Annotated in this window: 11 protein-coding genes; 9 read left to right on the top strand and 2 right to left on the bottom strand. The window is 56.0% G+C overall.

Translation table 11 applies throughout. From position 1 onward, the window contains the following. The first annotated feature begins 58 nt into the window (after window positions 1–58). The 7 genes from BDE40_RS04385 (at window position 59) to BDE40_RS04415 (ending at window position 8,838) form a co-directional block, all read left to right on the top strand. Complete coding sequence (locus BDE40_RS04385; protein ID WP_134013174.1) at window positions 59–1,354, top strand: MFS transporter; 1,296 nt, start codon at window positions 59–61, stop codon at window positions 1,352–1,354. A gap of 87 nt (window positions 1,355–1,441) precedes the next feature. Further along, window positions 1,442–2,020 carry a DUF924 family protein gene (locus tag BDE40_RS04390; RefSeq protein ID WP_134013176.1) on the top strand — a complete coding sequence of 193 codons (579 nt, stop codon included), beginning with the start codon at window positions 1,442–1,444 and terminating at the stop codon, window positions 2,018–2,020. Between the two features lie 12 nt (window positions 2,021–2,032). Then, window positions 2,033–2,728, top strand: coding sequence for an SGNH/GDSL hydrolase family protein (locus BDE40_RS04395; protein ID WP_134013178.1), 696 nt, complete (start codon window positions 2,033–2,035; stop codon window positions 2,726–2,728). A 112-nt stretch (window positions 2,729–2,840) separates the two neighbouring features. After that, complete coding sequence (gene lpdA / locus BDE40_RS04400; protein WP_134013180.1) at window positions 2,841–4,238, top strand: dihydrolipoyl dehydrogenase; 1,398 nt, start codon at window positions 2,841–2,843, stop codon at window positions 4,236–4,238. Between the two features lie 129 nt (window positions 4,239–4,367). Further along, window positions 4,368–5,504, top strand: a complete 1,137-nt coding sequence (locus BDE40_RS04405; RefSeq protein WP_162848025.1) for an MFS transporter — start codon at window positions 4,368–4,370, stop codon at window positions 5,502–5,504. Window positions 5,505–5,593: 89 nt separating this feature from the next. Then, complete coding sequence (uvrA, locus tag BDE40_RS04410) at window positions 5,594–8,476, top strand: excinuclease ABC subunit UvrA (RefSeq protein ID WP_134013184.1); 2,883 nt, start codon at window positions 5,594–5,596, stop codon at window positions 8,474–8,476. Beyond that, the gene (locus BDE40_RS04415) at window positions 8,473–8,838 is read left to right on the top strand and encodes a hypothetical protein (RefSeq protein ID WP_134013186.1); all 366 of its coding nucleotides are present in this window, start codon (window positions 8,473–8,475) and stop codon (window positions 8,836–8,838) included. The genes uvrA and BDE40_RS04415 overlap by 4 nt, the downstream gene beginning before the upstream one ends. An 11-nt stretch (window positions 8,839–8,849) precedes the next feature. On the opposite strand, the gene BDE40_RS04420 is transcribed toward BDE40_RS04415, so the two are convergent. Further along, window positions 8,850–10,058 (bottom strand): bifunctional alpha/beta hydrolase/OsmC family protein, encoded by a 1,209-nt coding sequence (locus BDE40_RS04420; protein WP_134013188.1) that lies wholly within the window; start codon window positions 10,056–10,058, stop codon window positions 8,850–8,852. A gap of 101 nt (window positions 10,059–10,159) precedes the next feature. Then, window positions 10,160–11,500: a dimethylsulfonioproprionate lyase DddP gene (gene dddP, locus BDE40_RS04425; RefSeq protein WP_134013190.1), complete on the bottom strand. Its 1,341-nt coding sequence runs from the start codon at window positions 11,498–11,500 to the stop codon at window positions 10,160–10,162. Window positions 11,501–11,584: 84 nt separating this feature from the next. Between dddP and BDE40_RS04430 the strand changes: the two genes are divergently transcribed. After that, complete coding sequence (locus BDE40_RS04430; RefSeq protein WP_246030357.1) at window positions 11,585–12,388, top strand: heme-dependent oxidative N-demethylase family protein; 804 nt, start codon at window positions 11,585–11,587, stop codon at window positions 12,386–12,388. Next, a complete protein-coding gene (locus BDE40_RS04435) occupies window positions 12,388–13,578 on the top strand; it encodes a class I SAM-dependent methyltransferase (protein WP_134013192.1) in 1,191 nt (396 codons plus the stop codon). The genes BDE40_RS04430 and BDE40_RS04435 overlap by 1 nt, the downstream gene beginning before the upstream one ends. Window positions 13,579–13,652: the final 74 nt, after the last annotated feature.

The raw sequence follows: 13,652 nt of genomic DNA on the forward strand, positions 1-13,652 counted from the left end.
TGATGTTCAGCTATCCCAGCACTAACTTCTTAGCCCTTTTCAGGATTTGGATCGAAATATGTTTGAAGTCTTAAAATCCTCGTGGGCACTCCTGCTGGGCATGATGTTTCTGATGGTTGGCAATGGCCTCCAAGGGTCATTGATTGGCGTGCGTGGTGGTATTGAGGGCTTCAGTACGTTCGAGCTTTCACTAATTACCTCTGGCTATTTCTTGGGTTTCTTGGGCGGTTCTCGGCTTGCCCCTGGATTTATTCAACGGGTTGGCCATGTGCGTGTGTTTGCAGCACTTGGGTCGTTTATCTCTGCAGCCCTGATATTATATCCAACCGTGACGGATCCTATCGCATGGATCATTCTGCGCGTGATAATCGGGTTCTGTTTTTCGGGCGTTTACGTCACGGCGGAAAGCTGGCTCAACCATGCCTCGTCAAATGAAACGCGCGGGCAGGCGTTGTCGCTTTATATGATTGTGCAGATGGTCGGTATTGTCGCAGCGCAAGGCCTTCTGAACGTGGCTGATCCGGGTGGGTTTATCCTGTTTGTCATCCCGTCCGTGCTGGTCTCAATCTCGTTCGCGCCCATTTTGCTCTCGGTCGCTCCGACACCTGCATTCGGGACTACGCGGCAGCTGAGTTTCTCTGACCTTTATAAAATCTCGCCTCTCGGGGTCGTGGGGATGCTGCTGCTTGGCGGTGTCTTTTCGGCGCAGTTCGGAATGTCCGCGGTATATGGCACCCAAGCCGGTTTCAGCGTGGCGCAGATTTCGGTCTTTGTGTCTTCGATTTTCGTCGGGGCCATGATTCTACAATACCCGATTGGTTGGCTCTCGGATCGCATGGACCGACGCATTTTGATCTTCGGCGTGTCGGTCGTGGCGACAACGGCTGCTGGGGTAGCTTGGGTTTTTGGGGACTATTTCCCCGTTCTACTGGCATGTTCCTTTGTGATCGGCGGAATGACCAACCCGCTCTACGCGCTGCTGATCGCGTACACCAATGACTATCTAGAAGCGGATGATATGGCAGGGGCCTCGGGCGGGTTGTTGTTCGTGAACGGGTTGGGCGCAATCGCGGGCCCGGTGCTGACAGGTTGGCTGATGACGCAATTTGGCCCCCAGGGGTTCTGGCTGATCATTATGGTGACGATGGCAGCCACGTCTGGTTATGCGGCCTATCGTATGACGCGTCGCCAATCCGCCTATGCCGAAGAAGACGAATACGAGGCGGTGCCATACACACCGGTGCGCCCGGGATCGACGCCTTATCTGGCTGAGCTGGCGCAAGAAGTTTACGTTGAAGCTGCTGAAGAAATTGCTGAGGCTTCGGAAGGTGTTGCCGAGGGGTCCTCGAGTTAATCAAGTCCAGAAAAATGACTTGCGGTCTCGCCAGCAGCTTGTAACCTTTTATTAACACTTGGGGGCTGCGACACGGAAGGAACTACCATGTCTACACCTGAGGACGTCCTTGCATTTTGGCTGGATGAGCAGGGAGAAAAGGGTTGGTACGCTGGAGGTGAGGCGCTGGACGCCGAAATCCGCAACCGGTTCGAGCCTTTATGGCAAAGTGCTATGGAAGGCGGGCTTTCTCTTTGGATGACCTACCCAAGTGGTGTGCTGGCCTACATTATTCTGACAGATCAGTTTCCACGAAATATGTTCCGCGGCTCAGAGAAAGCCTTCGCATCAGACCGTTTGGCGCTTTCTGTGGCAAAAACGGTGATCAGCAAGAATTGGGACCTGAAGATTGACGAACCCGCGCGGCAATTCTTCTACCTGCCGCTCATGCATTCCGAAAGCGTGACAGACCAAGAGCGCTGCGTGCGCTTGTTCTTGACCCGAATGCCAAAGTCGGGCGAGGGAAATTTGCTTCATGCAAAGGCCCATCGCGAGGTTATTCGCAAGTTTGGCCGCTTTCCGTACCGAAATGACGCCCTTCACCGCCGCACAACACAGATCGAAGATGCCTATATCAATGATGGCGGGTACGGGATGACCGTCGAAGCTTTAAAAGCTGCGGGCTAGGATTCTAGACAAGTGATCTCAAAAATTCGCGACCTTCTTTTGGCGGCCTGCGCTGCCGTATCCGTTTTGTTGCCTGCCGAAGCAGACGCCAAGGACGACATTCTTGTCATCGGTGACAGCATGTTGGAATGGCAAAGCTTTAAAGGGGCGTCGATCCCTCAGATTCTTGCGAAACGCACGAAGCGCAACGTCGAGAACCGCGCGGCCTCTGGTGCGAAGCTCTATCTGACTGGTGCCGAAGGCAACGCACGAAGCGTTATTCCGACCCAATATTCCAAAGGGAACTGGAATTGGGTGGTGATGAATGGCGGTGCGAATGACCTGTTGGCCAAATGCGGGTGCTCTCGATGCGACAGCGTTCTGGATAAGTTAATCTCCGAGGATGCGTCGAGCGGGGTATTGCCGGACCTTGCCAAGCAAATCCGGAACGATGGCCCGCGTGTCATTCTGCTCGCGTATTATGAAGGCAACGCGCGTCCGAACTTGTTTTCGCGCTGTGAGAAGGTGGTAAAGGAGCTGACAGAGCGACAGCGACTGTTGGCCAGCCGCCTGCGTGGTGTGGAGCTTGTCCGGACCAAGGCCGCGATTGATCCGAAGAACCGCAGTCACTTTGCGTTGGATGGCTTTCATCTGTCGCGAAAGGGAACCAGACGGGTAGGGGCGCTCTTGGCGCAATCACTTGCGCAGCTAGAGGCGCGGCGACGCTAACAGCCCAGCATGGCGGGCATGACGTTGCGGCAGATTCTCACGTTGCGTTATTTGGATCAAAAAAGTAGTTTAGCGTTAAACTATTTCGATTTCGACGCTGGAGTGAGAAAACATGGCCGCTAAATCCTTTGATATGATCGTAATTGGCGCGGGCCCCGGCGGCTACGTCGCTGCCATCCGTGGGGCTCAGCTAGGCTTAAGCGTGGCCATTGTTGAGCGCGAGCATTTGGGCGGTATCTGTCTGAACTGGGGCTGCATTCCGACCAAGGCGATGCTGCGATCCTCCGAGGTGTTCCACCTGATGGAGCGCGCGAAGGACTTCGGATTGAAGGCCGAGAAGATCAGCTACGATCTGGACGCCGTTGTGAAGCGGTCTCGTGGTGTGGCGGGGCAGCTATCTGGTGGCATTGGTCATTTGATGAAGAAAAACAAGATCACCACGATCATGGGCGAAGCGTCGATTCCCGCAAAAGGCAAGGTTTCGGTTAAGACCGACAAAGGCACTGAAGAGCTGACGGCCAAGAACATCGTTCTGGCTACCGGAGCGCGAGCGCGCGAACTGCCCGGGCTGGAAGCCGATGGTGATCTGGTCTGGACATATAAGCACGCGCTGACCCCGAAACGGATGCCAAAGAAGCTGCTGGTCATCGGATCGGGAGCTATCGGGATCGAGTTTGCCAGCTTCTACAACACACTTGGCTGTGACACGACTGTGGTCGAGGTCATGGACCGTATCCTTCCCGTGGAAGACGCCGAAATTTCGGCATTTGCCAAGAAGCAATTCGTCAAACAAGGCATGAAGATCATGGAGAAGACCATGGTTAAACAACTGGATCGCGGCAAAGGCAAAGTCACCGCGCATATCGAGGCAAATGGCAAGGTGGAGAAGGTCGAGTTCGACACGGTGATCTCGGCTGTTGGCATTGTCGGTAATGTTGAAGGGCTTGGCCTTGAAGACCTCGGTGTGAAAATTGATCGCACACATGTGACCGTCGATGAATATTGCCGCACCGGTGTCGATGGCCTTTTTGCGATTGGGGACATTGCAGGGGCGCCATGGCTTGCGCACAAGGCCTCCCACGAAGGCGTTATGGTGGCTGAGTTGATCGCTGGCAAAAACGACGTGCACCCTGTGCGCCCTGAAAGCATTGCGGGGTGTACCTATTGCCACCCGCAGGTCGCCTCGGTCGGGTTTACCGAAGCGAAAGCCAAAGAGGCTGGCTACAAGATCAAGGTCGGTCGCTTCCCGTTCATCGGCAACGGCAAGGCAATTGCATTGGGCGAGCCGGAGGGCATTGTCAAAACGATTTTTGACGAGAAAACCGGTGAGTTGCTAGGCGCGCACATGATTGGCGCGGAAGTGACCGAGCTAATTCAGGGATATGTCGTCGGCCGCACGCTGGAAACGACTGAAGAAGACTTAATGAACACGGTCTTCCCGCATCCGACATTGTCCGAGATGATGCACGAATCCGTGCTGGACGCTTACGGACGGGCCATTCACTTCTAGGCAAACTTGACTTAAAGGAGCCGCTTGCGCGGCGCATAATATTTTATTTGGCGCGCGGGGAAACCTGCGCGCTTACCATGTGCGTAGATGCAGATTGACGCGACCCGCGATGCAGCACAGGAAGACGCCATGACGTCTCAAAAAACAAATTGGGTTTTGGTGTTTGCCCTGCTTGTCGCAGGGCTTTTTGCTGCTGCGCAGTTCGGCAAACTGACGCTCACCCTGCCTGTGCTGCGGGAAACCTATCCTGAAGGTGGTGCGTTCGTTCCGGTCTTGATCTCCATCGTCGGGATGGTTGGTATCCTTCTCGGTGCCGTGGCCGGCTCGGTGGTTGCACGGATTGGTGTGGCGCGCGCGCTAACTGCTGCATTGCTGGCCGGTGGGGTTTTATCCCTGTTGGAGGCTACCTTGCCGCACATTTCGATCTTCGCGTTGCTTCGAACGGCTGAAGGGGTGTCGCATCTGGCCATTGTCGTTGCGACGCCGACGCTAATGGCAAGCATATCTGCTGACAAAGACCGTCCGGTCGTGATGGCGATCTGGGCTTCGTTCTTTGGCATCTCCATGGCGCTCACGGCCGTTTTATTGCCGAGCTTGTTGGCTTTGGGTGGTTTGTCGGTTGTGTTTGTGGCGCATGGTTCGGGCATGTTGGCCATGGCTTTGCTGTTATACCCGCTTTTGCCCAAGGAGCGCATCGCCAAACCTGTCCCGATTTCCTACTTTGCAGAGCATCGAACGATCTATTCAACACCGCGCCTTCTGATCGCGGGAGGCGGGTTTGTCTGGTATACGATCCTCTACATTTCGCTACTGGCGGTTTTGCCTGTCGCGCTGAATCTGACAGTTTGGGCGATTACTGCACTGCCGCTCATTAGTATTGTCGGGACTTTATGGGGTGGGTTCCTCGGTAAGCGATTTCCACCGGACCAACTGGTGGTTGTAGGGTTTGTCCTAACAATCGGCGCGAGTGGCCTTGTTTACCTGATGAGCCCCGCGATCTGGCCGCTGTTTGGCTTGTTCTTTGTGATGGCGCTTATCCCTGCGGCCTCTTTCGCGGCAATCCCGTATTTCAACGCGGCACCTACAGACCGTGCCCGCGCCACGGGCGGGATTGCGCAGCTTGGGAATGTCGGCACGACGGCTGGTACACCGATCTTTGTGCTGGTCTTTGATCAAGCAGGGTTGGCGGGCGTTTGCATCGTTATGGCCCTGTTTTGCGCAATCGGGATCGGATGTACGGTCTTATTGCGCGCGAGGATCAAATAAATCTATAGATGTTCTCTTAATGTTCTGATAACCGATTGGAACCTGCCGTCAGACGGCTTATGTGTGGCGCAACGCATCCGGGGTGGACCATGGCCGAGTTGAAAAACATCGAAGTGCGCGGCGCGCGCGAGCACAATCTGAAAAACATCGATGTGGACATTCCACGCGATCAGCTGGTGGTGATCACCGGCCTGTCCGGCTCTGGGAAATCGTCGCTGGCCTTTGATACGATCTATGCCGAAGGGCAGCGTCGCTACGTGGAATCGCTCAGCGCCTACGCACGGCAATTCCTTGATATGATGCAGAAGCCGGACGTGGATCACATCTCCGGCTTGTCTCCTGCGATTTCCATCGAGCAGAAGACAACGTCGAAGAACCCGCGCTCGACTGTTGGCACCGTCACCGAGATTTATGACTACATGCGGTTGCTGTTTGCGCGAGTTGGCACTCCGTTCAGTCCGGCCACCGGCAAACCCATCGAAGCGCAGCAAGTGCAGGATATGGTCGATCGCGTCATGGCGATGGAGGAGGGGACACGGGGGTATTTGCTGGCGCCGATCATTCGCGATCGCAAGGGCGAATACCGCAAAGAGTTCATGGAACTCGCCAAGCAGGGCTTTCAACGTGTGAAGGTCGACGGCGAATTCTACGAACTGGACAATGCGCCGACCTTGGACAAGAAGTTCCGCCACGACATTGATGTTGTCGTGGACCGGATTGTCGTGCGTGAAGGGCTAGAGACGCGTTTGGCAGACAGCTTCCGCACGGCGCTGGATCTGGCTGACGGGATAACAATCCTTGAGACGGCCCCGAAAGAGGGCGAGCCGGAGCGCATCACCTTCTCGGAAAAATTCGCCTGTCCGGTGTCCGGTTTTACCATCCCAGAGATCGAACCGCGGTTGTTTTCGTTCAACGCGCCTTTTGGGGCCTGTCCTGAATGCGACGGCCTTGGTGTCGAGTTGTTCTTCGACGAACGCCTTGTGGTGCCGGACCAGACGTTAAAGCTCTATGACGGGGCGCTGGCCCCTTGGCGAAAAGGCAAAAGCCCGTATTTCCTGCAGACCATAGAAGCGATCGCCAACCATTACGAGTTTGACAAGAACACACCATGGAAGAACCTCGACGCGCATGTGCAGCAGGTGTTCCTTTACGGTTCCGGTGACGAAGAAATTCCGTTCCGCTATGACGAAGGCGGGCGGGTTTATCAGGTCACGCGCAGCTTCGAGGGGGTCATTCCCAATATGGAACGTCGCTATCGCGAGACCGATAGCAACTGGATCCGCGAAGAGTTTGAGCGTTACCAGAACAACCGCAAATGCGGGGTCTGTGACGGCTACCGTTTGCGACCCGAAGCTCTGGCGGTGAAAATTGCTGGGCTGCATGCGGGGCAAGTGGTCGAGATGTCGATCAAGGAAGCGTTTGACTGGTGCGACAAGGTTCCGGCAGCGCTGACCAAACAAAAGAACGAAATCGCGCGTGCAATCCTCAAGGAAATTCGCGAGCGTTTGGGGTTTCTCAACAATGTTGGTCTGGAATACCTGACGCTGTCGCGCAACGCGGGTACGCTGTCGGGCGGTGAAAGCCAGCGTATCCGGCTGGCGTCACAGATCGGTTCAGGTCTGACCGGCGTGCTTTATGTCCTCGACGAGCCTTCGATTGGTCTACACCAACGCGACAACGGCCGCTTGCTTACGACGCTGAAAAACCTGCGCGATCAGGGCAACACCGTGATCGTGGTGGAACATGACGAGGAAGCCATTCGCGAGGCCGACTATGTCTTCGATATTGGCCCGGGGGCAGGGGTGCATGGCGGCGAAGTCGTAGCACATGGCACGCCTGCAGAGGTCGCGGCCAGCGGCTCGATCACCGGTGACTACCTGACGGGTGTGCGTGAAATTCCGGTTAGGGCAGAGCGCCGTAAGGGCAACAAGAAGAAGTTGACTGTCGTCAAGGCCACGGGCAACAACCTGCAAAACGTGACCGCCGAGTTCCCCTTGGGCAAGTTTGTCTGCGTGACCGGTGTCTCGGGCGGGGGTAAGTCCACGCTGACGATTGAGACGCTATTCAAGACCGCCTCGATGACCCTCAACGGTGCGCGCCAAACCCCTGCGCCTTGCGAGACGATCAAAGGGCTGGAACATCTCGATAAGGTTATCGATATCGACCAACGTGCCATCGGGCGCACACCACGCTCTAATCCGGCGACCTACACCGGGGCCTTCACCCCGATCCGCGATTGGTTCGCAGGCATGCCGGAATCCAAGACGCGGGGCTACAAGCCGGGTCGGTTCTCTTTCAACGTGAAGGGTGGTCGCTGCGAGGCCTGTCAGGGGGACGGTGTCATCAAGATCGAAATGCACTTCCTGCCGGACGTCTATGTGGAATGCGAAACTTGCAAAGGTGCGCGCTACAATCGCGAAACTTTGGAGGTGAAGTTCAAGGGCAAATCCATCGCGGACGTGCTGGATATGACGGTTGAGGACGCGCAAGAGTTCTTCAAAGCAGTGCCGTCCATCCGCGAAAAGATGGACGCGCTCATGCGTGTGGGCCTCGGCTACATCAAGGTTGGCCAGCAGGCTACGACACTTTCGGGCGGCGAGGCGCAGCGGGTGAAGCTGTCCAAGGAACTGGCAAAACGCTCCACCGGACGCACGCTCTATATTCTGGACGAGCCGACGACAGGCCTTCATTTCGAGGATGTGAAAAAGCTGCTCGAAGTGCTGCATGAACTGGTGGATCAGGGGAATACGGTCGTTGTGATCGAGCACAATCTGGATGTGATCAAAACGGCGGACCACATCATTGATATTGGTCCTGAAGGTGGCGATGGGGGCGGGCAGGTCGTGGCAACCGGCACGCCAGAGCAGGTGGCTGAAGTCGAGGGCTCCTACACCGGATACTACCTCAAGCCGATGTTGCAGCCGAAAAAACCACTACCGAAAAAGGCGAAGAAGAAGGTCGCGGCTGAATGACTTTCGAGGTTCTGAATAGAATTGCGTTTATCATTTTTGCAGCTCTATTCGTGGTGCTTCTGTTCTTTCCCAGCCTGATTTACTGGCTATTCGCCATTGAGGGTGGACCGTCTGTGGACTTCATTGCGCGGCGCGCAGCAATGCTGTTTGCGGGGTTATCCGTGTTGGCTTTGATCACAGCCGAAACCGAAAGCGACGAAGTCAGGCAGGTTGTCTCGCTCTCGTTCGCCGTAATCATGGCGGCACTGGCCATTCTGGGATTGTTTGAACTGGTTCGTGGTGCGGCTGGTATCGGGATTCTTCTGGCCGTGGCCGTAGAATCTGTGTTCGCCTTTTACTACCTGCGGTTCTGGCGCGACTGATCGCTGGTCGATCAGTCTGCCAATACCGTCTTGATTTCAGCGCCGCTTTCCAGAGTTTTGTGTACGGGGCATTTGTCCGCAATCTCCATCAAGCGTTGCCGTTGATCGTTGTCGAGATCGCCTTCCAAGTGGATCTCGCGATTGAAGCGGTCGATTTTCGACGGCCCGCCCGCATCCTGCGCGTGCATCGCGTTGTGGGTTACATCCACCCACACACGGGTCAGTGGCCATTTCTTGCGCCGCGCATACATGCGGATCGTCATGGATGTGCAAGCCCCTAAGCCAGACGCCAACAACCCGTAAGGGGACATGCCTAGGTTGGTGCCACCATAGGCCAGCGGCTCGTCTGCCTGTAGGTGGTGGCTCGGCCCCGAATTGATGTCTTGAAGGAACCCGTCGGGGTCGGCCTCGGTGACACGCACGACACCCTCCGGCGCACCGATTGGCGGGGCAGGTGGACGTAAATCCAGATCGCGGGAGGCCCAGCCTGCAATCACGTTGGCAACATACTCGGCGTCTTCGGGACGGGTAATAAGATGGTCCGATTGGCACAACGTGACGAAGCTTTTCGGGTGCTTGGCGTGTTGAAAAATTTTCGCGGCGTTGTCGATGCTAACGGTGTTGTCGAGCGGGGCGTGCAAAATCAAAAGTGATTTGTTCAGGTTCCGGATGCAGTCGGCAATGCTCTCGGCAGAGACGTCCTCCACAAAGTCCCGCCCGATACGGACGGGGCGACCGCCAAGCATTACTTCTCCGATGCCTTTCGCTTTTATCTCGGAAAGGGCGTCGTTGAAATTATGCGTGACATGGTCAGGATCAAACGGCGCACCAATGGTGACGACTGCCTTCGCGGAGGTGATCTTGGGTGCGGCTTTCAGGATCGCAGCCCCGCCCAGCGAATGGCCAATCAGCAGGTCGGGGGCCATTTCCATGCTGTCGAGATGCTGTGCCGCCAGCAAAAGATCATCCACGTTCGAGGTGAAAGTCGTGTTCTCGAATTCCCCGTCAGAATGGCCGAGGCCAGTGAAGTCGAAGCGGAGCACCGCAATCCCCATCCCCGCCAATCGCCCAGAAATGCGCTTGGCCGCTGCAATGTCTTTGGAGCAGGTGAAGCAATGCGCAAATAGCGCCGTTGCCAGATGCGGCCCGTCCGGCATATCCAGACGCGCAGCCAGCGTTGCACCAGAATGGCCGGTGAAGTTTATGCGTTCAATGCCCATAGACACGCTCCTGCTCGAATTACATATCTAAAGGAATGTAACCCCCGAGCCTCCCAAACAAGGTTCGGAAGGCTATTGTCACAGCAAGGTGAGCAGTTGTGTCAGCTTTCACCCATCAATGCCGGATCGAACGGATATTTGGTCAGGTTTTCGTACCCGTCCTCGGTGATCAGGACCTGATCTTCCAACTTGATCGAGAAATCACCACCAACTTCACCCACCAAAGCCTCGACGCACAGGGTCATTCCGGGTTGCAATTCGTAGTCAAAGGCCCCGTCCACGTGCTTGTCAGGGTAGGCAACCAAAGGCCACTCGTCACATAGGCCCACACCATGCATCAAACAGCCGTATTTTTGCGCCTGATACTTGTCGTCAAGGGCATGGGTATTCGCGGAGAGCTCGTTGAGCGAGACGCCCGGTTTCAGCATCTCCATATTGGTCTGGATATGCTCGACGCTATGTTTCATCGCCTCGATCATATCAGCGCGGGGCTTCCGGTCACCGATCCACCATGTTCGCGAGATGTCACAACAGATGCCATAGGCCCCGACAAGATCGGTATCGAACGCCAAAATCTCGTTGTTCTGGATCAAGCGTGGACCACATTCCTGAAACCACGGGTTTGTGCGCGGACCAGACGCCAACAATCGCGTTTCAATCCATTCGCCGCCCCGCTTTATGTTTTCTGCATGAAGGACGGCCCATACGTCGTCCTCCGAGACTGTCCCCGTCGGGCCTTGGATGCGTGCAAAATCCTCCATCTCGTACATGGCCATTTCGCAGGAATGGCAAGCTGCGCGCATCGCTAGGATTTCGTCGGGGCCTTTTACGGAGCGGGCATGTTCGGTGACTTCTTCACCTTCATGCACCTCGAAGCCGCGGGCCTCCAACGCGCGGAGACCTGCGACCATGATCTTGTCGACGGCAATGCGCTTGTTCCCACCATGCTCCCGCATCAGATCTTCTACCTCGGCTGTAAAGGTAGATGCGGCTTGCTGGACCTTGTCTCCGTTAGAGAAGTAGAACATTGACGCGCCGGACCGCTGTTCGCGGACAAGCGGGTTGAACTCCGACAGGAACGGTGAGTTCTTGTAGTCCCAGATCACCATATATCCATCGGCACAAAGCAGGACGGCACGGAACGGGTTATGCGTGTTCCACAATTGCATATTAGTGCTGTCCGTGGCGTAGCGGATATTCAGCGGGTCGAACATCAGCAGTCCGCCAAGGTCTCGATCAACGATGTGCTGGGTCAATCGCTTCCAGCGGTATTCCCGCATCCGCTCCAGATTGGGTAGAGCAAGGCCCGCTTTCTCCCATTCGCCATAGGCCAGTAGGGTTGGTCCGATCTCGACGCGGTCGTTGTCGTTGAGATTGCCGTCACCCAAACGAGCGCCCTTCGTCGGGTCGATCTTGCGCGCGTCGCGGTAATGTTCGTTCATCCTGCATCTCCCTGTTGCCTCCAGTTTGAGGACAGCTCAAGCACGTCGCTGTTTCGAAAACGTCATGGATTATGTCGAATTTGGATGGTTAAAGGCAATATGGACCCGATTTTGCAATCCCATCTCCCGTTTGCCCCATGGCTTAACCCGCGCGCGCGCCGCCTACCGGGGGTGATGCCGTTGGAATATGGTGACTGGCTGAAAGTTGATGACGCCTATGCGAGGCAGCTGGCTTACAAAGCAAAACTGATGTCGGAGCGACGAGACACCGTCTTGATGTATAATCCGACGTGTCTGGAGGCGGCACGGGAGCTTTTGCAGGTTGCACTGGCGCATCTGCCGGATGGTTTCGTTGCGGGTGATGCGATTTTGTGTCCGGACGGACGCACGGTGGTGCCTGACTTTGAAACGCCTTTCGAGACGCTTTCAACGCTGTTTCAGGAAGACTTCGTCATTCTGCAAAAGCAAGGTGATGCGCATGTTCTGATCGGCGCGCTGCTCTGCTTTCCGGCAAGTTGGTCTTTGGCCGAAAAGTTTAACAAACCTTTGACAACGATCCATGATCCGGTCGCTGAATACGGCGACAGCATCGCACGCAGCGTTGAGCGCATGTTCACCGCGATCCGTGCGGAGCAACCTTTGATGCGCAGCAATGCGTTAGTCTATGCGGATCCGGATTTGCATCACCCACATCGCGGGTCGGACAAGCTGCGGGATACGGGGCAGGCAGGCTTTATCCGCTCCGAACGCCAATGCATGGTACGGCTACCTGATACCCAGGCCGTCGTGTTTTCCATTCATACCTATCTGGTGCGCGAGGCGGACCTGACGCCGGAGCAGGCAGCGGGACTTCTGGCCCATCCGATAACCCGTGAAGAGGCAAATTAATGAGTGACGTGAAAGCGCAGTACGAGGCGTATCCGTATCCCGAACGTAAACCGGCGGACGAAAAGAAACGACTGATCACGGGGTCGCCATCGCATCCGTTGGAGTTGGATCACCACTTGTTTGGCGGGCAGCGGGATTGGTCGGGAACAACGCGAATTCTGGTTGCGGGCGGTGGTACAGGTGACGCCCTCATCCAACTTTCACAAATCCTGACAAGTGCGGGAAAGAAATACGAAATCACCTATATTGATCTTTCCGAAGCCTCTCGAAAAATAGCTGAGGCGCGCGTTCGGGCACGAGGGCTGAAGGACATTACTTTCGTGACTGGCAGCCTACTTGATGCGCCAGATTACGGCCCCTTTGACTACATCGATTGTTGTGGCGTTCTGCATCATTTGCCGGACCCGCAAGAGGGGTTCAATGCTCTGGCCGCGGCGCTTGCTCCCGAAGGCGGGATCGGCCTCATGGTTTACGCGCCTTACGGGCGTTCAGGTGTATATCCCTTGCAAGAAGCGTTTGGCACACTGACAAAAGGGCTGCCGCCGAAAGAACAGCTTGTCCGCGCGAAAGCGATGTTTGAAGCGTTGCCGGGCAGTCACCCGTTCAAGCTGAACCCCAATCTCGTGGATCACAAACAAAGCGACGCGGGGTTTTATGACCTCTTGCTTCATTCGCAGGATCGCCCTTTCAAGATTGACCAACTTGTCGCGGCTTTGAATTCCGCCGGGCTGACATTGACGGGTGTGCCGCAGCCATATCTTTATGATCTAAGCCGCTTCGCGCCGCGTCCAGACAATATGGATGACGTAGAGGCCATGGCGCTGGCCGAAAAGCTGGACGGGACGATGAAAACCCATGTTGTGTACGCGCGCCCTTCTGGCGCGGTGCAGCGGCAGGCGGGGCAAGATGATCGCTCCATTCCACATCTGAAAGGGGCGTCCGGTGCCGCCTTGGCAAAGGCTGTCGCAGCGAAAGGGCAGATACCGGTTACCTTGAACGGGGTGAAACACGTCGTGAAAATACCAAAACAGGCAGCGGCGGTTCTGGCCGGGGTTGATGGTCGGCGTGACCTTGCCGCCCTGAAGGCGGGTTCGGGACTGGATGGGCTGGCTTGGGCGTCTGCATGGCCCGAAGCGTCGCGAAAACTGGAACAATTCGGGCTTTTGTTGTACTCGCGATTGCTGGCTTAAAATCCACAGTATTTCCAATTTGGAAACAATGATGTGGCACAGTTTGCTATAACGCAGTATCGTTGCGCTAATTA

The sequence above is a fragment of the Litoreibacter halocynthiae genome (assembly GCF_004365635.1).
Lineage (GTDB): Bacteria > Pseudomonadota > Alphaproteobacteria > Rhodobacterales > Rhodobacteraceae > Litoreibacter > Litoreibacter halocynthiae.

Excerpts from the sequence above, each read along its gene's own strand:
- BDE40_RS04385 (WP_134013174.1), top strand. The coding sequence starts at position 59 with ATGTTTGAAGTCTTAAAATCCTCGTGGGCACTCCTGCTGGGCATGATG.
- BDE40_RS04390 (WP_134013176.1), top strand. The coding sequence starts at position 1,442 with ATGTCTACACCTGAGGACGTCCTTGCATTTTGGCTGGATGAGCAGGGA.
- lpdA (WP_134013180.1), top strand. The coding sequence starts at position 2,841 with ATGGCCGCTAAATCCTTTGATATGATCGTAATTGGCGCGGGCCCCGGC.
- BDE40_RS04405 (WP_162848025.1), top strand. The coding sequence starts at position 4,368 with ATGACGTCTCAAAAAACAAATTGGGTTTTGGTGTTTGCCCTGCTTGTC.
- uvrA (WP_134013184.1), top strand. The coding sequence starts at position 5,594 with ATGGCCGAGTTGAAAAACATCGAAGTGCGCGGCGCGCGCGAGCACAAT.
- BDE40_RS04415 (WP_134013186.1), top strand. The coding sequence starts at position 8,473 with ATGACTTTCGAGGTTCTGAATAGAATTGCGTTTATCATTTTTGCAGCT.
- BDE40_RS04420 (WP_134013188.1), bottom strand. The coding sequence starts at position 10,058 with ATGGGCATTGAACGCATAAACTTCACCGGCCATTCTGGTGCAACGCTG.
- dddP (WP_134013190.1), bottom strand. The coding sequence starts at position 11,500 with ATGAACGAACATTACCGCGACGCGCGCAAGATCGACCCGACGAAGGGC.
- BDE40_RS04430 (WP_246030357.1), top strand. The coding sequence starts at position 11,585 with ATGGTTAAAGGCAATATGGACCCGATTTTGCAATCCCATCTCCCGTTT.
- BDE40_RS04435 (WP_134013192.1), top strand. The coding sequence starts at position 12,388 with ATGAGTGACGTGAAAGCGCAGTACGAGGCGTATCCGTATCCCGAACGT.